Genomic DNA, 19,642 nt, shown 5'->3' on the forward strand with positions numbered 1-19,642 from the left:
TAATATGGATACACTGCAACAAGTAAAACTAGAAAAAATTGAAAGCCTACTACAAGTCTTAGTAAATCTTCTTGATAAAAAAACTGATACAAGTCATCTCGAAATTATGACTCAAAAACAAGTTCTCAAGGAACTTAATATTTCTCCAAATACACTCAAAAGTTGGGAACGCAAAGGATTACCACGCCTTGAACCTCCTATTGAAGGAACACGAACTGTATATTATAAACGTGGTGACATCTTAAAATTCTTGACCATTTAAGGAAAAAAACATGCAGATAGAAACTATAGAAAGAAACAATAAAAAAGTTCTTAAGAAAACAAAAAAAGATGGCACAATAACTTACTTGATGAAGGGGGCCTATCTAGGAACTGACAAAAAAACAGGAAAGCAAGTTACAACAACCATAACAGCCCCGACTCTAAAGGCACTAGATCGTAAATATTTAGAGGCTAAAAGGAAATTTGAAGAGAATGATTCTACTAGAAAAAACACTGTATCTATCGGCACTATACAAGAACTGTCTGAAATTTGGTATAGCAGTTATAAATCATGGGTTTCTTCAGATAATACAAGAAATAAAGTGAGGGGATATTTAGATACCTATATCATCCCAAAATTTGGTGATTATAAGATGGATGCTATAGAGTCTACGGAAGTACAGAAATGGGTTGACCAATTAGCAGAACAAGCACGAATTGAAGTCAACAAAGGTAAACGTAAGGCGGATAAAGGAAAAGCTTCTGATTATGGAGCTATCATTCATAAACTAATAGATATCCTTGACTTTGGAATGGTACACTTCAACTTAAAGAAAAATCCTGCTAAGCAAGTTAGAATACCACCAAAACCAAAGCCAGCTCAAAAACGAATTCAAGTTCTTCATGAACAAGATATCGCCATATGGCTGAATTATTTAGATACACTGCCTAATACAAGAGCAAACAGACGATTTAAAATCATCTGTAACACTCTTCTTGCCTCCGCTTTGAGAATCAATGAACTTTTAGCACTAGAAATAGATGACTTACTTTTTGATACTTCTGAAATAAATGTCAGTAAGACTCTCATGTGGAAGAAAGGGGATAAAAAATTAGGTACTAAAGGAAAGGTTGTTTGTAAAAATTCTGCGAAAACTGATTCAGGAAATCGTAAAGTTTCAGTACCAATTAGCATCCTTCAAGACCTTAGAGACTTTAATAGTGAAATGAATAGCTATTTTGAAAAACATGGACTACCAAAATCTAAACTAATATTTCCAACAATCTATGGAAATTACATGACTGATCGAAATGAACGAGCTACACTTACCAGACGTTTACATGAAATAGGTTTACCCAATTACGGCTTTCACTTGTTCCGTCACACCCACGCTTCCTTAATGCTCAATTCTGGAGCAGATTGGAAAGAATTACAAGAACGAATGGGACACAAATCTATTTCAACTACGATGGACATATACGCTAAATTAGATCCTAACCGCAAGAATGAAGCAGTCGATATTTTGATGAAACGTCTTGCAAAAATAAAAAAAACGCAATAAATCAGAGAATTTAATTTGTGATAAGAAACAAAATCTTTCCGTCTATTATATACAAAATGTAGAAAATTAGATATAACCTCTGAATCTTCGATGAGCCTAGTTTTGTTTACTCTTTATAATTTTTAATTGGAAAGCATTATTTGTATTATTCAATTCATCTATGCACTATTAAACAATGAGAAAATAGTAGTTTGGGTTTACCATTCACTTTTATTGAAGGTACCAATATTTATGTTATTCTCGATTATCTTCGGCCACAATGCAATAATCACTAGAGAATTATTTAGCAATATGGCTTGGGATTAATGGTATTATTATTGATAAATTAGGCAACAAGGGCTGGTTAATGCAATTGTATGATTTTAAAAACTTTACTTAGTCATTGAATTATCTAAATTTAAGCAGTATAATTGAACCAGTAGCTTTATTAGGAGGTTCTATGCTACAATATAGTGGGTGGCACGGCACCACCAATAAAAGGAAAGAGGAAATCTTATCCACTGGTTTTTCCTATAAAAAATATGAACCTGGTATTGATAAACAGAGACATCCAAATGACTTGGGTAATGGTATTTACTTTTTTCTACCTTTTAATAGAGATACCGGCAAAATTATTGCTTCTGCTTACGTAGCAAAGTATAAGTCATCTGAACTAAGAAAACCAGGAATTACACCTGAATTAATTAATGCTGAAATTACCATAGAATCTGAAGACAATATTTTTATCTTGGATGAACCAAAAAACCAAAGTCTATTAGATGAATATCGACAAAGGGCATATATTGAAATTGAACGTGAGATTGCAAGTATTTCAGATAGCGGAGCCAAAAATAGAGCTACTCTAGTTAATCAAAATCAAGGATTAGTTATTGAACTTCTACTTGATTTAGCGTCTCAACATGGGAAAGATTTTAAAGCTGTACAGTCCAAAACATATACAGATATTCCATTTTTACCGGTGTTTGATGGCAAAAATGGGGAAGAAATTTGTATCCGTGATTTAAACTGTATTACAAACATTTTATAAAGTAGGAGGGGTTTATGAGTTTATTAGCAGACTTTTTGGGAACTGAGGATTTTTCTTTGATGGATTCTCCGATGTTTCAAGAGTTAGTTGAAAATATTAAGAATAATCGAATTTATTCAGCAAACAGAGAATTCGATTACTCTTTGAATTTGTCAAGCAAACCTCAAAAATATAGAGATGAGATACGCTTTACTTCTCGACTTGATGAACAAAATGGTTTTTATAATTTAAATTCAATAAATAACGTAAATACTATGTCTAAACATGCCATAAAAAATAGAAAGACTGTTTTTTCATATTTTTTAACAAATTCTGAAAATTCTATCATAACAAAAGAAAACTGTGAGGTGGCGGCCTAAATGTCCTCTCTACAATTTAAAGATTACTTTTTAAATGAGATATCATATCGAAGAAATCCAAATTTTGACCAAACAAATAGTACTATCAATCTGGAACCCGAATTATCTGCACAAATTTTAATAAAGAAATCTGAAAATATTGCTTATGTTAACTTATCAACAAAGCAAGGAAATATAAATTTAGAAGATTCTGCTTTTGAAATTATTGTAGATATAGTTGGTAAATTTTCATTTATACACGATGAAAAAGAGTTTGATATTGATTTTGAAACATTTCTTAAAGAGAATGGTTTAGCAATTCTTTGGTCTTATATTAGACCTATGGTATCTGATATGATTACTCGAGGTAATGAATTTCCAAATTTCATCCTACCTGTTGTTAACGTAAAAAAAATGCTTGACGAAAATGATTCTATCATGGTAACTTACGAATAAATAAAGTATATATTTTTTAGTGCTTTATCAACTGTATGGAGAATGGTTAGCTATTATCGAGAAAGTAAGACCGTTCTCCTTCCTTTTTCAAGGTTATTTTTAGCAATATATTTGTAACACTCTACCTTTTTCTCTACCTTTTCAATCCCTAAAAATAATATATTGTATAGAACATGATGATATCAAGGTTTATAGGTATATGAAAAGGATATTACTTAATCTTTACTGAGGTTAAATAATTGAATTAAAAACCATGAAAATAAGATTTTCATGGTTTTTCTATTACTCAAAGAGGATCTCCCATGACAAAAATAGAAACATTTAGATGGCGTATGTGGCATGTTTATCTCCTTATTTTTATCACTATTCTACTTACAGGTACATTCGTTCGCTATGGTTATAGAATTCAGGCCGCTTATTCCTTAGACGATAGACTTTACGACTATACTAACAAAAAAGTTACTGTAACATCCTTTCAAAACGTCAAAATTGGAAACTTTAACGTTTTAGGTGTTAAGTTTGGAAATGAAAAAGCACTGGAGAGAAGTCAATTAGCCGTCGGTCGCACCTATCTAGCCTTCCAAGAATCTAGGTATAAAGTATCTAAACACAAGAAGGACTCTAAAAATTATGATATTATTCACTATTATCAGCTCGGTAAAGACACTGGAAAAGGACACACTATTAATGTACTAAACCTTGCTAAGAAACTAGGATATGATAATCCCGGTTCCATGGATAATACCATGTACTCAGATGGTAAGGATGAGTTTGTGAAATTTTCATCCTATGATAACGAAAGAGTATTCTATGTCAATTTACGCACCCAGAAGGCAACTAAAACCAAACCAAAAAGAGTCAGTCAATACTACGGATTTGCTAAACCTTACCGCTATCTCCTTTCAAAGGATAATTTTTCTGTAGGTCATAAAGATGATCCCCTCACTATCAACTCCATGCCCCTTATCTGGACCAAAGAAAGAAATTTTGCTGATTACAAAGATCAAGATGATAACGAATACAGTGATCAATCACTCAAAATAAGATTTAGCTTAATTATTGTAACAACTGACTCACTTAATCTGGATGATGCTGTTAAACTACAAAAAGAGTTAACACCAGATAAGGAGGATATTTATTGGTATTTTACAAGCACTAACACAACTACTGGACGCCTCGAGGAAGTTAAAAGTCAAAAAGATTACAACCTACTAGTTAAGGAGAGTCAGAACTAAGATGGTAAAAAATAGCTTCAAATACCTTAAAATTACTATGCCCTTGATTTTATTATTGACCATGATTGCTATCTTTTTCTATTACAATGCTCAAGAAAATATTAAAGGTTTTTATAAAACTCGTGGATTTCAAGGAAAGGTGCAAATAACTGGTATCGGATGGGCAGATAAAATTACTTATCGTATGAATAAAGAAGATGAGGTTAAACATTACCTGATTTTCCATATTGATTATCAAGAGACCATTAATAACAAAAAAGAACATGTAAAGACTCAACTACCTCTCCATATTCAAGATTTACTCTATCCTTACATTGCCAGCCCAACAGAAAACGACTCAGATTTTAATCGCCAAAATAGTGAATATAAGATTTTACCTGATGAAAGGGAATATTGGGACGATTTTGTTAAAAAGTCTATTAAAATCAACCCTAGAAATCAGAAATTCATCAATGATATCTCTGAAGCTCTAAGCACAGAGAAAGATTTAAAAAATATTATTGTTCAAATAGAACCTGTACCATACACGACGCTCTATACTTATGAAAGGGGACATTCTAAAGCACTAGGTGGCTATTATGATTTTTCACTTAAAGATGCTCTACAAAGCAAAAAACTTACTGTTCAATTGAGTTTTCCTTCTGGTTCCACGACTAAAGAAATTGACTTACATTCTCAATTAGAACAAGTACTAAAAAACTCTGAACTACCAGATGGATGGTATATCTTAAATCAAAATAACGACTTTCCAAAAGAGGTACATATTGATGGTAATCAAATTAGAATTAACTAAAGAAAGCACTCAGAGAGAATTATCTGAGGAAGAATGGGCTTTCCCTATTTGGAGATGGGCGGCTTTCTCACTATTTGACACCCTAATCCTAGTTAGTCCCTTGACAAAAGAATTGATTTACCCTGGTGGGAGTGATTCTCGTTTTTACCTAGGTAAATCATTGGGTAACTTGATGCTAGATGATACACAACGCTTCATCTTTATTATTATCATTCTAACTCTATTGCTACCTGCTTTTGCCTTAATCATAGAAAGCCTATTATTTTCAAAAGGATATCCTCTACTTTCAATAATATGTAGCTGTCTAATTTTTGTTAGTGCAACAGTCCTATTTGTCTATAGTCTCAGTATTGTCCCAGATTTTTGGAGTTTTACTATTTATAGTTATATGCTTTACCTTCTCTTCAACATAGGTAACTCCCTAAGAAAGATCAATAGAATCATCAATCTTAGGCAGAATAACACCAAAGCATAACTGCCTGTATCCACCTCCCCTTCTTTTTAGCATAGGAATGACACAAACGAAACAAAAAATCATTGTCAACTCTGAAGTCGACCACCTAGCTAAAAGCTTCCATATTAATTTTGAAAATCATTTTAGGAATACTCTAGACTCATGTCCCAGAAATAAATTTCACTCCTTTTGTAGCAAATAAACAATTTAATTAATAGTAAAAAGATCAACATATGACCGTTGATCTTTTATTTTTACTCTAAATTTTTCAGAATATCTGTAAATCTGTGTGTAAACATAGCTGTCATCCCCCATATATTTTCTGTCAAGTTTCTGTAAAAAGGAATATGACGTTCACTATACCCAAAATTGTATTTTTCTCTGTTTTTTACCAGGAAAAATGGGAAATCTTTTGCATCACTCAAGGTAGAAGTCACTTTATAATAAATCGGATTCTCTGTCAACAACGTGTCAACATAGACTGTAAACAACCGTTTCACTTCTTCATTTGGATGAATATCCTCCCAATTTTCTATATTTATCTTTCCAACAAAGCAATGGATGGTTCTCCCCTGATGAATGAGATAATCAATCTCTCCCCAAATGTCAATTTGATCAGGAGTTAAGTTTAGTTCCTCACAAGTTTCTCGTATAGCAGCTTCTTGAAAAGTCTCACCATCTTCGACACGGCCACCAGGAAAAGAGACCTCACCTGGTTGAGAAATATGCTCACTTCGTACTTGGTAAAGGATTTGATACTTATCAGTTTTTACATCATATATCAAGGGTAAGAGCACTGCATAGCGTCCTTTCTCCCCTAGTGGCTTCGGCTCGTAATGAGCTAGTTTATCTTTAATAGTCATAAGAACTCCTTGACTTCATATTATCATAAAAAAGAAGTTATCCCTATTATATAAAATTTTTATATATAAAATATTGACATATCTTTCTAAAAGAGATACACTCAATGTGTAAAATAATTATATATAATTTTTATACATATCCTAAAAGCAAAGGAGCACACTATGTATTTTCCAACATCGTCAATCCTGATAGAGTTCCTAATACTAGCTATTATCGATAGAGAAGACTCTTATGGCTATGAAATTAGTCAAACCATTAAGCTTGTGGCTAATATCAAGGAGTCAACACTTTATCCTATTCTAAAAAAGCTTGAAAAAGCAGGCTATATGACCACCTATAGCCAAGCGTATCAAGGGCGTAAACGTAAATATTACAGTATTACCCAAGAGGGAAAAAATCAACTTCAATTTCTTAATGAAGAATGGTTAACCTACAAAGAAACTATGGATGGTATTGTAGAAGGGAGATTAAGACATGACAAGGACTGAATATATAGCCAAATTAACAAAATATCTACGAAAATTACCACAAAAGGACTATGAAGAGGCCCTCGAATATTTCATGGAATATTTTGAAGAGGCTGGACCTGAAAATGAAGCTCGGGTTATTGCGGAACTGGGTACACCTAAGGAAGCCGCACATGAAGTCATTAGTCGTCTTCTAGAAGAAAAGATTGTTGAGGACAAGAGCAGCTTACGCAATAAAACAGCTATCCTTTGGATTGCGATTCTAGCTGTTTTAGCCAGTCCAGTTGCCTTACCAATTCTACTATTCTTCTTAGCTATGATAATGACACTTCTTATGATTATTTTCGCAGTTATAGTGACTGCCTTAGCTCTTACTTTTGCTTTACTCATTAGTGGTGTTTACACTTTCTTTACAAGCTTCTCTCTCTTAAGTGTTTCACTAGCTTCAACACTGTTTGGAGGAGGTCTAGGTCTATTGATGTTTGGAGGAGCACTCTTACTACTTTTGATTTCGTTTGAAATCTGTAAACTTATTGTAAAGCTAATTACCCTATTGATTAAATGGCTCATCAAGAAAGGAAGAAAATCATGAAAACTTGGAAAAAGATTGTCCTCGGAGTGTCTCTTATCTCTCTATTTTTAGGAGGAGGATTAGTAGCTTGGGGTTATAGCCAAGGTGGCTTAACAGATTTACAAAATCAAACTATAAGTGAGCAAGATTATGTCAAGAAAGAAGTTGAGGACTTCAATAAAATTGATATTAAAAGTAGTAACTACAATGTGCTTATAAAAAATGGTGATGTTGACAAAGCAACGCTTTCTTACTACCAAAAAACAAAAAATCCAATTGACACATCTGTAAAGGATGATCAATTGACTATCAATGATAGCAACTCTGAATTAGATTCAACTTCTAACAAACATATTAACTTTTTCGGATTAAAAGATTTAGTAGAGCTTTCTACTCTCAACGAGGAAGTCAGAAATAAAACCATTGTCATTACACTCCCTAAAAAACAAACGATTGATTTTTTAAAGGTTGATTTAGCAACTGGAAATCTAGATTTAAGTAATAGCACCATCAAACAAGCAGATATCAATCTAAATGTAGGGGACCTAACTTTTACTAAAATGATTGTCAGCAACCTAAAAGCTAACCTTGATGTTGGTAGTGTTGATAGTAATCATACACTTTTTACTAACTCAGATTTATCTATTGCAATGGGAGATTACTCTGGAGATAACCTAATTTTCAATGGTCACAATAAACTTGATGTTACATCTGGTGATATTGAACTAGCTCTTAAAGATTATATGCTCAATGTTCAAGCCGATAGTCACTCAGGAGAGGTTGACATTACAAATAACCTTAAGATTTCAAAGGATAATACACTTACCATTACATCAGATCTCGGTGATATAACTGTTGAATAACATAAAAAAGCCCGCTCACATTAGAGCTGGCTTTTAGTTTATTCATTTTCAAACTTTGGTCTATAAATCATAATACCTACAACTACAAAGATAAGTAAGAAAATAAATAGCATACGAACTTGATCTGAGATCTGTCCTGTCATTGAAATAGTTTGACGAAGACCTGATACGGAGTAGGACATTGGTAAGAATGGTTGGATGACCTTAAAGAACTTAGGACTAAGTTCAATTGGATAAGTCCCTGCACTAGACCCTAGTTGCAAAAGCAGCATAATCATGGAAGCAAATGCGCCATATCTATCATTCCAACCTACAAGGGCTGTAACCAGCGCCATTAAAGTACATGCTGCAAGGAGAATCATACCAAATGTAGCTAATGGATGATTTGGTTCAACTCCCACAAATCGAATGGCAATATAAAGCGCAATAGCAGCCATAGTTGTAATAATACCATTGATAAGTAACTTATTCTTAGCCCAATCAAAACGGCCCGTAAATTTTCTTCCTGTCAAGCTCTTAGCAAAGATAACATTAGTTGAAAGAGCGACAACCATAAGAGAAACAGAAATCATATATGGAGCCATTCCCACACCATTAGTGTCAACCTTATCCTTATCAGTTTTCTTCTCTTTGAGCGGAGCACTCACCATTTTTGCATTGTCTGAGTTTACAGAAACAAGAGAGAGTTGCTGATTAGCTTTGTTTAATGAATCAGATAATGTAGAAAGGTTAGTTGACAGACTTGTCAAACCATTTGTTAAGGTGTTTCCTCCAGTTGCTAATTGTTGAGCACCTGCATTGAGAGCACTTGTACCACTTTGAAGAGTAGAAAAACCAGTCATTAAACTACTACTGTTAACATCTAGAGTTTGAGCGCCACTAGCAATTGTTGACACAGCACCAGTATAAGTTGACAAACCAGTTGAAAGTGCGCTTGCACCTGTTGCTAGAGTACTTTGAGCGGTTGACACACCTGAAGCCACTTGAATTGCTCCTGGTGATAATTGATTGACAAGTACCGAATTGACATTAGCAATATTAGCTTGCATTGATGATACCGTTGATGAAGCTACAGGAAGAAGAGCATTCGCCGAACTTGCAATGCCTGAAATAGACGTTTGTAGAGAAGCCAAACTACTTGAATCGCCGCTACTAGTTGTTGTCGTACCTGTCAAGCTAGATAAAGCAGTTGACATACTTGACACATCAGATGCAATAGTTGAAGCGTAACTACTAGCTGTAGATCCTGCATTACTAATTGCCGATGTAATCTCTGCTTGTTGATCTGCAGTCAAGCTTTGATAAGCAGCTGTTCCTTGTACCGCAGCCAAATCATTTGCTTTATCAGTTGCACTAGCTGTAGCTATAGAGCTAGCTGCAGAAGAAATATTTGAAAGATAAGTCGCTATTGAACTTGTATCTACTGATGTTGTTGATGTTCCACTTGGTAATGATGTGTTACTTACCGCTGTATTAAGATTTTGAATTGCTGTATTTAAATCAGTTAAATTAGTTGATAGGGTTGACAACTGTGCTTGCTGTTCTTCGGATAAACTTGTTGCTGTGGCCATTTGACTGAGCGCTGTTGACAACGAATCTGCACCTGTAACTAAGGTATTCATGGCCTCTGCTCCTGATACAAATTGACCTGCAGCAGAATTAACAGCCTCAGAGTTCGCATTTAACTGTGACAAAGCGCCTGACAAAGTTGACACACCTGAAGTATAGGCAGACGCGCCTGAACTCAAGGTATCAACACCTGTAGCCAATGTTTGTGTAGATCCAGCAAGAGTTCCTAAGCCATTTGATAAGGTCTGACTCCCAGACTGAAGTGCGCCTGCACCTGCATATAATTGACTAGCCCCATTCGCTGCAGTTCCCATACCACCCTGAAGTTGAGACATACTCCTAAAGACAGCTCCAACATAAGTTGATGTAATATTTTTAGAAACAGTATCCTTCAACTTAGACATGGCAGAATCGCTCATTTTTGAAGAAACGAAGCTATGTCCTGCTGTTGTTTGATAAGAAATTTCCAGTTTCTTGGGATCATTTGTCAAAAGACTTGCTGCATTACTTGAGAGGTTTTCTGGAAAAGTGATTACCATATAGTAATCACCATCCTCAATCCCTTTTTGGGCTTCATTTTCAGTCACAAAGTGATAGTCTAGATTTTTGTTTTTAGACATATTGTCTACCATATCATGACCAATATTCAGAGTCTTATTCTGGAAACTAGCACTCTTATCTTTGTTCACTACTGCCACTGGTAAGTGTTTGACATTACCATAAGGATTCCACATAGAAGACAAAAAGATTAGATTATATAAAGCAGGTATCAATGAGACACCAATAATAGTTATCCAGAGCTTTGGACTTTTAAGAAGAGCCTTTAATTCTGCTAACATATTTCTCCTTTTTAGACATTGTGTTTATTTTTATGATATAATCAATTATAAACTCATTTACCTGAAAATCAATGTTAAACAATCGCTTTTTGGACACATAGTCTAAAAGTGTATAAAAGGAGATTTGTATGTCAAAAGATCAAAGACGCGCGCAAACAAAAAAAGCTCTTTTAGATGCTTTAGTAATATGTCTTGAAGACCAAGATTTCAATGATATTACTACCATTCGTCTGGTTCAAACAGCAGGGATTAGCCGTTCGAGTTTTTATACCCACTACAAAGATAAGTATGAAATGATTGATAGTTATCAGAAAGAGCTTTTCCACAAGCTAGAGTATATCTTCGATAAATATGAAGGAAAGAAAGAGGGAGCCTTTCTCGAAATCTTTGAATTTCTCACTCGTGAAAAGCTCCTATCAGCTCTATTGTCTACCAATGGATCAAAAGAAATTCAAGATTTTCTAATACACAAACTTCAGCGTATGATAGCTGAGGACTTCATTGTCCCTAGTGCTGAAGAAAGATCTCTAAAAGGATTTGAGAAAGACTATGCCAGTATTTATTTTGCGCACGCTATTTTTGGTGCTTGTCAAGCCTGGATAAATAAAGGAAAAAAAGAATCCCCCCGAGAAATGACAGATTTTCTTCTACGATTTATTCCACAATAAAACAACTTCAAAAGCATAAAAAGCTGCAAACCATTTCAACAGTTAAAGCAGCTTTTTCTTTTACAATAAAATCCTTAAAATAAGGAAATGATAAGTGAAAGTAAGGTCAAGATTGCGGGTCCACCTTGCGTTAAAATAATTTTCTTATTTGCAGTCATAGCACCATAAATAGCAGCAAAGAAAACATTGAGTACAAAAACAGTTACAAGTAGCTGACTACTTGTGAAAATCCCATACAAGAGGAATACAGCAATCAAACCATTGTAAATCCCTTGATTTTTAAATAAGTTTGTAACAGAATCACGTTGAAGTTCTTCTTTACTCATATTGAAAACACGACTAGTCGTGTCTGAATGTGTCGCAAAAGTTTCCAAATACATGATATAGAGATGCTCCAAAGCAACAATCCCAGCTAAGATCAGTGTAATAATAGACATAGTAGCCTCCTTCTTAAATAACTTTGACAGTATATCAAAAGTAAACTTTTAAAACAACATGTATGCTTCATACAATTTGAAATATGGTAAAATAAAGAATGAAAGAGAGGTTCTTATGACAAAGACAGAAGTAATCCAACATCTCCAAAAAGATTTGGGAATTCCTAGATTTCAGGCTTATATAGAGGATAAAGATTACTCCGAAGAGGAGTACGACCAACTAAAAAAAGATTTTGAAAGCTACTTCACCAACTACGTTTCAAACGTTTCAGCAGATTTTGAAGGCGGATTGGATAATAAATAATTTATACCTCAAAATCATCTATCATCATGTTACGAATCCCTTAGTCACTTGTATCAGACTAGGGGTCTTTTTAATATTCGAAAACAAAAAGCCGTCTCATTCTATGAAATGGCTTTAGGAAACTTGTAACTGAACAAACCTAGAAATCAATGATTTAAGACAAACAAAAAAGCCCATAACAACGGGCTTTTCGATACAATAATCTTAAAATTAAAGCATTTTGTTGTAGAATTCAACGACAAGTGCTTCGTTGATTTCTGGGTTGATTTCATCACGTTCTGGAAGACGTGTCAATGAACCTTCAAGTTTTTCAGCATCGAATGATACAAATGCTGGACGTCCGATAGTAGCTTCTACTGCTTCAAGGATAGCAGGAACCTTAGCTGATTTTTCACGAACTGAGATTACTTGACCAACTTCAACGCGGTATGAAGGGATATCAACACGTTTACCATCAACAAGGATGTGACCGTGGTTTACGAATTGGCGTGCTTGACGACGAGTAGTTGCAAGACCAAGACGGTAAACAACGTTGTCAAGACGACGTTCCAAAAGAACCATAAAGTTGAAACCAAGTGTTCCACCTTTAACTTTAGTAGCTTGTACGAACAAGTTACGGAATTGTTTTTCACCCAAACCGTATGAGAAACGAAGTTTTTGTTTCTCAGCCAATTGCAAACCGTATTCTGAAAGTTTTGAACGGTTGTTTGGACCGTGTTGACCTGGTACGTAGTTACGACGTGCCAATTCTTTACCTGTGCCTGTAAGTGAGAAACCAAGGCGACGTGATTGTTTCCATGATGGACCTGTATAACGTGACATTAATAATGTCCTCCTATAAAAAATATTTTTAGGAAATAACGTTTTAGATAAACCTGATTCGTTCAGAAAGACTTCGCCCAAACAGCAAAGGTTACTTTTCTAGCCGACTTCCTGTTGACGAGCTTCATTTTATCCTGCTATTATTTCACATACTTAAATATTTTACCACGAAAAAAAGCCCAAGTAAAGGCTTTTTCTTATTTATTTTCGATTTCAGCTTGTTCCTCAGGACTCAAATAACGAATGAGAGTCTTCTCAGTCAAAATATCTGAATAAGTGTAAGATTCAACATAACTATTATTAATAGCTCCTGCTTGGGAACTGAAGTCTTGATATTCAACAATAAACAATGATGGATAAACTTCTGTCAATCGACCAATTTTATTCTTTTCACGTTTACGCCCATTCTCTAGGGTCAATTCTACTAGCTGACCTTCATGTGACTTAATAGCTTCCTTGATGTTTTTCATCTTAGCAACATCTGCAAATGCATCACTCATATATATATCTCCTTAAATCTGAAAATTATGATTCCTCAAACTGAGCAATCGATGAAAATTTATTGTATTCTTTTTGGAATAGTAACTTGACTGTTCCACGCGCACCAGCACGGTTTTTTTCTAGGATAACTTCGATGGTATTATCTTCAATCGCATTTTCTGGTTCTTCACCCTCTTTTCGGTAGTAATCATCACGATACAAGAAGGCGACAATATCGGCATCCTGCTCGATAGATCCTGACTCACGGATATCAGATAATACTGGACGTTTGTCCTGACGTTGTTCAACCCCACGAGATAACTGACTCAAGGCAATTACAGGAACTTTGAGCTCCTTGGCCAGGATTTTTAACTGTCTTGAAATATCTGAAACCTCTTGTTGGCGATTTTCTGGTCGCGTACCTGTAATCAACTGCAAGTAGTCAATCACAATGAGACCAAGACCACCCTCTACTTCTTGTGACAATTTACGGGACCGTGCACGAATCTCAGTAATCTTTATACCAGGGGTATCATCTATGTAAATAGGTGCCTCAGCCAGTGCTCCTTGAGCAATCATAACATTATTCCAATCTTGCTCTGTCAATTGACCTGTACGTAAAGCATGAGAATCAATCATCCCTTCAGCTGCCAACATACGATCAACTAAGCTTTCTGCACCCATCTCTAATGAAAAGACTGCAACAGCTTTATTTTGCTTGGTGCCAACATTCTGAGCAATGTTCAACACAAAGGCTGTTTTACCAACTGCGGGGCGAGCTGCTAAAATAATTAATTGATCAGGGTGTAAACCTGTTGTAATCTTGTCAAGGTCACGGAAACCTGTTGGTAATCCAGTAACATCTGATGTTTGCTGGGAACGCATCTCCAAGGTATTAAAATTAACGTCAAGAACTTCAGATATTTTGCGGAAACCACTACGATTACTATGCTCTGAAACATCAACCAAGGCTTTCTCAGCATTCGCAATAATTTCATCAGATTCTGTTGCGCCCTCATATGCTTGGTTGACAGTCTCTGTCAGCCTATTTATAATACGTCGAAGCATGGCTTTCTCAGCCACAATCTTAGCATAGTACTCAGCATTTGCGGATGTTGGGACACTATTGACCAAATCTACAAGATAAGAAATACCCCCTATATTTTGGAGGTCATCTTGGTCATCTAAAATGGTACGTACTGTCGTGGCATCAATGGCATCATTTCGATCCGACAGCGTTACCATTGCTTTAAAAATGACACGATGGGAATACTTGTAAAAGTCGTCTGCTTCGATAAATTCTCGAACTGTAATCAACTTTTCCGGGTTAATGAGAATAGCCCCTAGAACAGACTGTTCCGCTACTAAATCATGAGGTTGTACTCGTAATTCTTGAGCCTCTACCACAATTATTCCCTCCTTTACAAGATTTACTTATAGTGTCAACGAATTACTCAGCACTATTTTTGATGTTAAGTTTAATTTGTGCGCTCACTTCTTTATGAAGCTTTACAGGAACCTCAATCAGACCAATCGCACGAATAGGATGTTCAAGTTCAATATGACGTTTATCAACTTTTATACCAAATTGTTTTTGAAGTCCTTCTGCAATCTTTTTGGCTGTAATTGAACCAAAAGTACGTCCGTCTGGTCCGACCTTCTCAGTAAATTGAAGACGATTTTCTTCTTTTTCAAGTTGCTCTTTAACTTGCTTCGCTTCAGCCAACAACTCTGCTGCATGTTTTTCTTCAGATTTTTGCTTGCCTTTCAACTCACCGATAGCTTGGTTTGTCGCTTCCTTAGCAAGATTCTTTTTAATCAAGAAGTTTTGAGCATAACCTGATGGTACTTCTTTTATTTCGCCTTTTTTACCTTTACCTTTAACGTCTTGTAAGAAAATAACTTTCATTTTAGTCCTCCTTGGGAGCCAACTCTCCCATAATAGTTTCAATCAATTTATTTTTTGCTTGAGCAACACTACAGTCTCGCAATTGGCAGGCAGCTAAGTTGAAATGGCCACCACCACCCATTTTCTCCATAATACGTTGTACATTAATCGTTTTATGACTTCGAGCAGAGATATTCACAGTAGAATCGCTTGTCCTAGCGACAACAAAAGTTGCTTCGATACCTGCCATGGAAAGCATCGTATCTGCTGCCTTAGAAATCACAACATTATTATAACATTTAGGATTATCACCTGAGGCAACAATGATATCATCTGTAATACGTTCACCTGATAGAATTAACTCATTGATACGTCGATACTCTTCAAAATCAGTAGCAGAGATTGTTTGGATTTCTCCACTGTCACTTCCTAAACTACGTAGATAAGAGGCGACATCAAAGGTTCTACTAGTCACACGAGTTGAGAAATTTTTAGTATCTAGCATGATACCTGCCATAAGGATAGAGGCTTGGATTTTACTCAAACGTTCTGGGGCACCTTGGAATTGCAACAACTCCGTAACCAATTCACAGGCTGAGCTTGCCCCACTTTCAATAAAGGTCAAAACAGCATTTTCAGGAAAATCGTCATCTCGACGGTGATGATCTACCACAATAACTTCATTAAATCGATCATAAAAATCCTTAGACAAAGTTAAATTGATTTTAGAATGGTCAACCATAATTAGTAATGACTGTTGGTTGACTAACTCTTCAGCCTCTGAAAGTGTAACAAGAGGTGATTGACCATCTTCTTTTAAGCGTTCGACCGCACGCTCAATATCTGCATTCATAGCCGTATCATCGTAAACAGCATAGCTTTTTCGAACAATTTGACTAGCAAAATGAGCCATACCGACAGTGGCCCCTAGAGCATCCATATCGAGATTCTTATGTCCGACAACAAACACTTTTTCGACTGTTTTCAACTTATCTGAGATTGCAGTCATCATAGCTCTTGTTCTTGTACGAGAACGTTTTACTGTTGAGACAGAACCTCCTCCAAAATAAAGAAGTTCCTTGTGATCATCGTTTTCCTTGACAACAGCTTGATCTCCACCGCGAACTAGTGCGATGTTCAGATTCTGCAAGGCAACCTGACCGATTTGATCATGCTTAAGCGTACCGAACGAAATTCCCATGCTCAAAGTCAGTGGTAAACCACGCTCTTGAGCCTGCTGACGGAAGTCATCCAAGACAGAAAACTTTTGATCCATGAATTCTGTCAAAACACTGTAGTTGGTGAAGAAGTAAAAACGATCACCTTCAATACGTCGATAATGAATATGCTTGGCCTTAGCAAACTCAGAAATAAACCCTGCCACAAATGTATTGATTTTTGAAACATCGGCATCGGGTAAACTTCCCGTCACATCGTCGTAGTTATCAACTGAAATAATCCCGATAACAGGACGAGTCATATTTGGATCAGCATTTTCATCTTGATCATAAACATTGTCAATAAAATATGTCAACTTATTGTCAAAATCCACAAAAGCGGCATATTTATTATCACCAACGGTTATCACATTCGAAGGTGAACCCTTTCGTTTCTGGGAAATAAAATCCGCAATCAACTGCTTATTGAAATTTCCATTTTCATCCGAAAGTACTAGCTTCGCATAGGGGTTGAACCATTCAATATGATCGTTCTCATCAAAAGTAATAACCCCAACAGGCATCTTTCCGAGAAGGGTCTTCAAAGAATCTTCAACATCCTGATTCAGTTCATCTAATTGCTCTATTTCTAAGGACTCATATGTTGTCTTTTGGTAATGCAATAAGGCAACAACTACTACCATAATAATAAAAAGCGCAAAAATGAGTGCAGACTCCGATTTTAGTACGCGAACAAAAATAGTAGCAATTCCAAAAAGAATTAGCCCAATCATTACAAGATGAATCGTTGCAAAGTGAAATCTTTTCATATAAAACCTCTTAATCTAACAATTATAACATAAAAAAGCCTTAATTAAAAGGCTTTTAAACGTGTTAGCACCGTTAGTCTACTTTCCTGCGGGCCTTATTATTACCTTCAAGATAAACCATCAAAATTGAGATATCTGCTGGGTTGACCCCTGAAATACGACTCGCTTGACCAATGGTCTCAGGATTGATTTTCTTAAATTTTTGACGAGCTTCGGTAGCAATGGAATCAATAGCATCCCAATCAATATTTTTCGGAATCCTCTTTTCTTCCATACGCTTCATCTTAGCTACTTGATCCAAAGCTTTATTGATATAACCTTCGTACTTGATTTCGATCTCAAGCAACTCTATAATCTTAGCGTCCAAATCTTCTGCAGCTGGGCCCACAAACTGAGTAGCTGTGGCGTAATCAATCTCTGGTCTACGCATAAACTCTTTAGCTGTCATGGCATCTGTCAATGGCTTAAAGCCTAGAGCTTGAATTTTCTCATTCGTTTCTTTAATAGGTTTTAATTTTTCTTTTGACAGACGTGTCAACTCGCTGTCAAACTGATTTTTCTTAATTTCAAAGATACGCCAACGTTTATCGTCAACCAAACCAACTTCTCGACCAATAGGTGTCAAGCGCATGTCAGCATTATCATGACGTAATATGAGACGATACTCTGCGCGTGATGTCAATAAACGATATGGCTCCAAGGTTCCTTTTGTGACAAGATCGTCAATCATTACACCAATATAGGCATCACTACGTTTGAGAATAAGCTCAGGTTTACCTTGAACTTTAAGAGCCGCATTGATACCAGCAACTAGACCTTGACCTGCTGCCTCCTCGTATCCAGAAGTTCCGTTGGTCTGTCCTGCTGTAAAGAGACCTGAAATCAACTTCGTTTCAAGTGTTGCACGTAATTGATGAGGGAGCACGATATCATATTCAATCGCATAACCAGTTCGCATCATCTCTGCCTTCTCGAGACCTTTAATTGAGTGAATCAACTCTTTTTGAACATCTTCTGGCAGACTAGTTGACAGACCTTGCACATAGACTTCCTCAGTCTCTCTTCCTTCAGGTTCAAGGAAAAGTTGATGGCGATTCTTATCGGCAAATCGGACAATTTTATCTTCGATTGATGGACAATAACGAGGTCCTACACCCTTGACAATACCTGAAAACATTGGTGCACGGTGTAAATTATTATTGATAATATCGTGGCTCTCTTGATTCGTATAAGTTAGCCAACAAGGTATTTGATCCTGAAGATAATCTTCATCTTTCGACAAGAATGAAAAATGATTTGGCTTTTCATCACCTGGTTGAATTTCAGTTTCTTCGTAATTAATTGATGATGCCTTAACACGAGGAGGGGTACCCGTTTTAAATCTTCCTATTTCAAGGCCAAGATCCCTCAGGTTATCTGCCAATGTAACAGATGCAAGGCTATTATTAGGACCTGAAGAATATTTGAGCTCACCTAGGATAATTTCACCACGCAAAGCCGTTCCTGTTGTTACAATAACCGCTTTTGCTCCGTATTTTTGATTTGTGGCTGTTCTGACACCAACTACCTTACCATCTTCAACAAGAATTTCATCAACCATTGACTGACGGAGAGTTAAGTTTTCCTGACGCTCAACTGTATGCTTCATCGTCATAGCATACAAGGCTTTATCTGCTTGTGCACGTAAAGCTCTGACAGCAGGTCCCTTACCAGTATTCAACATTTTCATTTGAATATAAGTTTTATCAATATTTTTACCCATCTCTCCGCCGAGGGCATCAATCTCACGGACAACAATACCCTTGGCCGATCCTCCAATAGAAGGATTACATGGCATAAATGCCAGCATCTCTAGGTTAATAGTCGCTAATAAAACCTTACATCCCATGCGGGCTGCAGCTAGGGAGGCTTCTACACCAGCGTGACCAGCACCAACAACAATTACATCAAAATTTTCATCAAACTCGTAAGACATTTTTTAGATTTATGCAGTGATTTACAATCAACTGCCCCATCCTTTCTTTATTTTTTTCCTA

22 protein-coding genes are annotated in these 19,642 nt (G+C 35.9%); 13 read left to right on the forward strand and 9 right to left on the reverse strand.

The features are described from left to right. Window positions 1-4: 4 nt before the first annotated feature. From H7U02_RS00985 to H7U02_RS01020, 8 genes are all read left to right on the forward strand, one after another. Window positions 5-262 carry a MerR family transcriptional regulator gene (locus H7U02_RS00985; RefSeq protein ID WP_201042619.1) on the forward strand — a complete coding sequence of 86 codons (258 nt, stop codon included), beginning with the start codon at window positions 5-7 and terminating at the stop codon, window positions 260-262. A 10-nt stretch (window positions 263-272) separates the two neighbouring features. Beyond that, window positions 273-1,544: a tyrosine-type recombinase/integrase gene (locus tag H7U02_RS00990; RefSeq protein ID WP_201042621.1), complete on the forward strand. Its 1,272-nt coding sequence runs from the start codon at window positions 273-275 to the stop codon at window positions 1,542-1,544. Window positions 1,545-1,983: 439 nt separating this feature from the next. Next, entirely contained in the window at window positions 1,984-2,571 is a 588-nt protein-coding gene (locus H7U02_RS00995; protein ID WP_201042623.1) for a hypothetical protein, read from the forward strand. Between the two features lie 14 nt (window positions 2,572-2,585). Continuing rightward, window positions 2,586-2,930, forward strand: coding sequence for a hypothetical protein (locus H7U02_RS01000; RefSeq protein ID WP_201042625.1), 345 nt, complete (start codon window positions 2,586-2,588; stop codon window positions 2,928-2,930). After that, the gene (locus H7U02_RS01005) at window positions 2,931-3,365 is read left to right on the forward strand and encodes a protein-export chaperone SecB (RefSeq protein WP_201042627.1); all 435 of its coding nucleotides are present in this window, start codon (window positions 2,931-2,933) and stop codon (window positions 3,363-3,365) included. Between the two features lie 302 nt (window positions 3,366-3,667). Then, a complete protein-coding gene (locus H7U02_RS01010; protein WP_110980782.1) occupies window positions 3,668-4,600 on the forward strand; it encodes a hypothetical protein in 933 nt (310 codons plus the stop codon). A gap of 1 nt (window position 4,601) precedes the next feature. After that, on the forward strand, window positions 4,602-5,393 hold the full coding sequence (locus tag H7U02_RS01015; RefSeq protein ID WP_110980781.1) for a hypothetical protein: 792 nt from the start codon (window positions 4,602-4,604) through the stop codon (window positions 5,391-5,393). Continuing rightward, complete coding sequence (locus tag H7U02_RS01020) at window positions 5,368-5,868, forward strand: hypothetical protein (RefSeq protein ID WP_110980780.1); 501 nt, start codon at window positions 5,368-5,370, stop codon at window positions 5,866-5,868. The genes H7U02_RS01015 and H7U02_RS01020 overlap by 26 nt, the downstream gene beginning before the upstream one ends. A 233-nt stretch (window positions 5,869-6,101) precedes the next feature. On the opposite strand, the gene H7U02_RS01025 is transcribed toward H7U02_RS01020, so the two are convergent. Beyond that, on the reverse strand, window positions 6,102-6,710 hold the full coding sequence (locus H7U02_RS01025) for an NUDIX hydrolase (protein WP_110980779.1): 609 nt from the start codon (window positions 6,708-6,710) through the stop codon (window positions 6,102-6,104). A gap of 162 nt (window positions 6,711-6,872) precedes the next feature. On the opposite strand from H7U02_RS01025, the gene H7U02_RS01030 reads away from it, so the two are divergent. The 3 genes from H7U02_RS01030 to H7U02_RS01040 are packed head-to-tail and all read left to right on the forward strand — an operon-like array spanning window position 6,873 to window position 8,612. After that, window positions 6,873-7,199, forward strand: coding sequence for a PadR family transcriptional regulator (locus H7U02_RS01030; RefSeq protein WP_110980778.1), 327 nt, complete (start codon window positions 6,873-6,875; stop codon window positions 7,197-7,199). After that, on the forward strand, window positions 7,186-7,770 hold the full coding sequence (locus H7U02_RS01035; RefSeq protein WP_110980777.1) for a DUF1700 domain-containing protein: 585 nt from the start codon (window positions 7,186-7,188) through the stop codon (window positions 7,768-7,770). The genes H7U02_RS01030 and H7U02_RS01035 overlap by 14 nt, the downstream gene beginning before the upstream one ends. Beyond that, window positions 7,767-8,612, forward strand: a complete 846-nt coding sequence (locus H7U02_RS01040) for a DUF4097 family beta strand repeat-containing protein (RefSeq protein WP_110980776.1) — start codon at window positions 7,767-7,769, stop codon at window positions 8,610-8,612. The genes H7U02_RS01035 and H7U02_RS01040 overlap by 4 nt, the downstream gene beginning before the upstream one ends. 38 nt (window positions 8,613-8,650) lie before the next feature. Here the strand turns inward: H7U02_RS01040 and H7U02_RS01045 are convergent, their stop codons facing one another. Further along, window positions 8,651-11,020, reverse strand: a complete 2,370-nt coding sequence (locus tag H7U02_RS01045) for a YhgE/Pip domain-containing protein (RefSeq protein WP_110980775.1) — start codon at window positions 11,018-11,020, stop codon at window positions 8,651-8,653. A 128-nt stretch (window positions 11,021-11,148) separates the two neighbouring features. On the opposite strand from H7U02_RS01045, the gene H7U02_RS01050 reads away from it, so the two are divergent. Further along, window positions 11,149-11,688, forward strand: a complete 540-nt coding sequence (locus tag H7U02_RS01050; RefSeq protein ID WP_110980774.1) for a TetR/AcrR family transcriptional regulator — start codon at window positions 11,149-11,151, stop codon at window positions 11,686-11,688. A gap of 74 nt (window positions 11,689-11,762) precedes the next feature. On the opposite strand, the gene H7U02_RS01055 is transcribed toward H7U02_RS01050, so the two are convergent. Next, window positions 11,763-12,125, reverse strand: a complete 363-nt coding sequence (locus H7U02_RS01055; RefSeq protein ID WP_110980773.1) for a DUF1304 domain-containing protein — start codon at window positions 12,123-12,125, stop codon at window positions 11,763-11,765. Window positions 12,126-12,240: 115 nt separating this feature from the next. Here H7U02_RS01055 and H7U02_RS01060 point away from each other — a divergent pair, with 115 nt between their 5' ends. After that, window positions 12,241-12,429: a hypothetical protein gene (locus H7U02_RS01060; RefSeq protein WP_110980772.1), complete on the forward strand. Its 189-nt coding sequence runs from the start codon at window positions 12,241-12,243 to the stop codon at window positions 12,427-12,429. Window positions 12,430-12,639: 210 nt separating this feature from the next. Here the strand turns inward: H7U02_RS01060 and rpsD are convergent, their stop codons facing one another. The 6 genes from rpsD to mnmG form a co-directional block, all read right to left on the reverse strand. Next, a complete protein-coding gene (gene rpsD / locus H7U02_RS01065; RefSeq protein ID WP_002885833.1) occupies window positions 12,640-13,251 on the reverse strand; it encodes a 30S ribosomal protein S4 in 612 nt (203 codons plus the stop codon). Window positions 13,252-13,448: 197 nt separating this feature from the next. Beyond that, window positions 13,449-13,751 carry a Veg family protein gene (locus H7U02_RS01070; RefSeq protein WP_002885699.1) on the reverse strand — a complete coding sequence of 101 codons (303 nt, stop codon included), beginning with the start codon at window positions 13,749-13,751 and terminating at the stop codon, window positions 13,449-13,451. A 25-nt stretch (window positions 13,752-13,776) separates the two neighbouring features. After that, on the reverse strand, window positions 13,777-15,138 hold the full coding sequence (gene dnaB, locus H7U02_RS01075; RefSeq protein ID WP_073689270.1) for a replicative DNA helicase: 1,362 nt from the start codon (window positions 15,136-15,138) through the stop codon (window positions 13,777-13,779). Between the two features lie 43 nt (window positions 15,139-15,181). Continuing rightward, window positions 15,182-15,640: a 50S ribosomal protein L9 gene (gene rplI, locus H7U02_RS01080; RefSeq protein ID WP_002885729.1), complete on the reverse strand. Its 459-nt coding sequence runs from the start codon at window positions 15,638-15,640 to the stop codon at window positions 15,182-15,184. A gap of 1 nt (window position 15,641) precedes the next feature. Continuing rightward, window positions 15,642-17,606 (reverse strand): DHH family phosphoesterase, encoded by a 1,965-nt coding sequence (locus tag H7U02_RS01085; RefSeq protein WP_201042628.1) that lies wholly within the window; start codon window positions 17,604-17,606, stop codon window positions 15,642-15,644. 73 nt (window positions 17,607-17,679) lie between these two features. Beyond that, on the reverse strand, window positions 17,680-19,581 hold the full coding sequence (gene mnmG, locus H7U02_RS01090) for a tRNA uridine-5-carboxymethylaminomethyl(34) synthesis enzyme MnmG (protein ID WP_073686047.1): 1,902 nt from the start codon (window positions 19,579-19,581) through the stop codon (window positions 17,680-17,682). Window positions 19,582-19,642: the final 61 nt, after the last annotated feature.

The sequence above is a fragment of the Streptococcus sp. 3.1 genome, from assembly GCF_016648915.1.
Taxonomy (GTDB): Bacteria; Bacillota; Bacilli; order Lactobacillales; family Streptococcaceae; genus Streptococcus; species Streptococcus salivarius_E.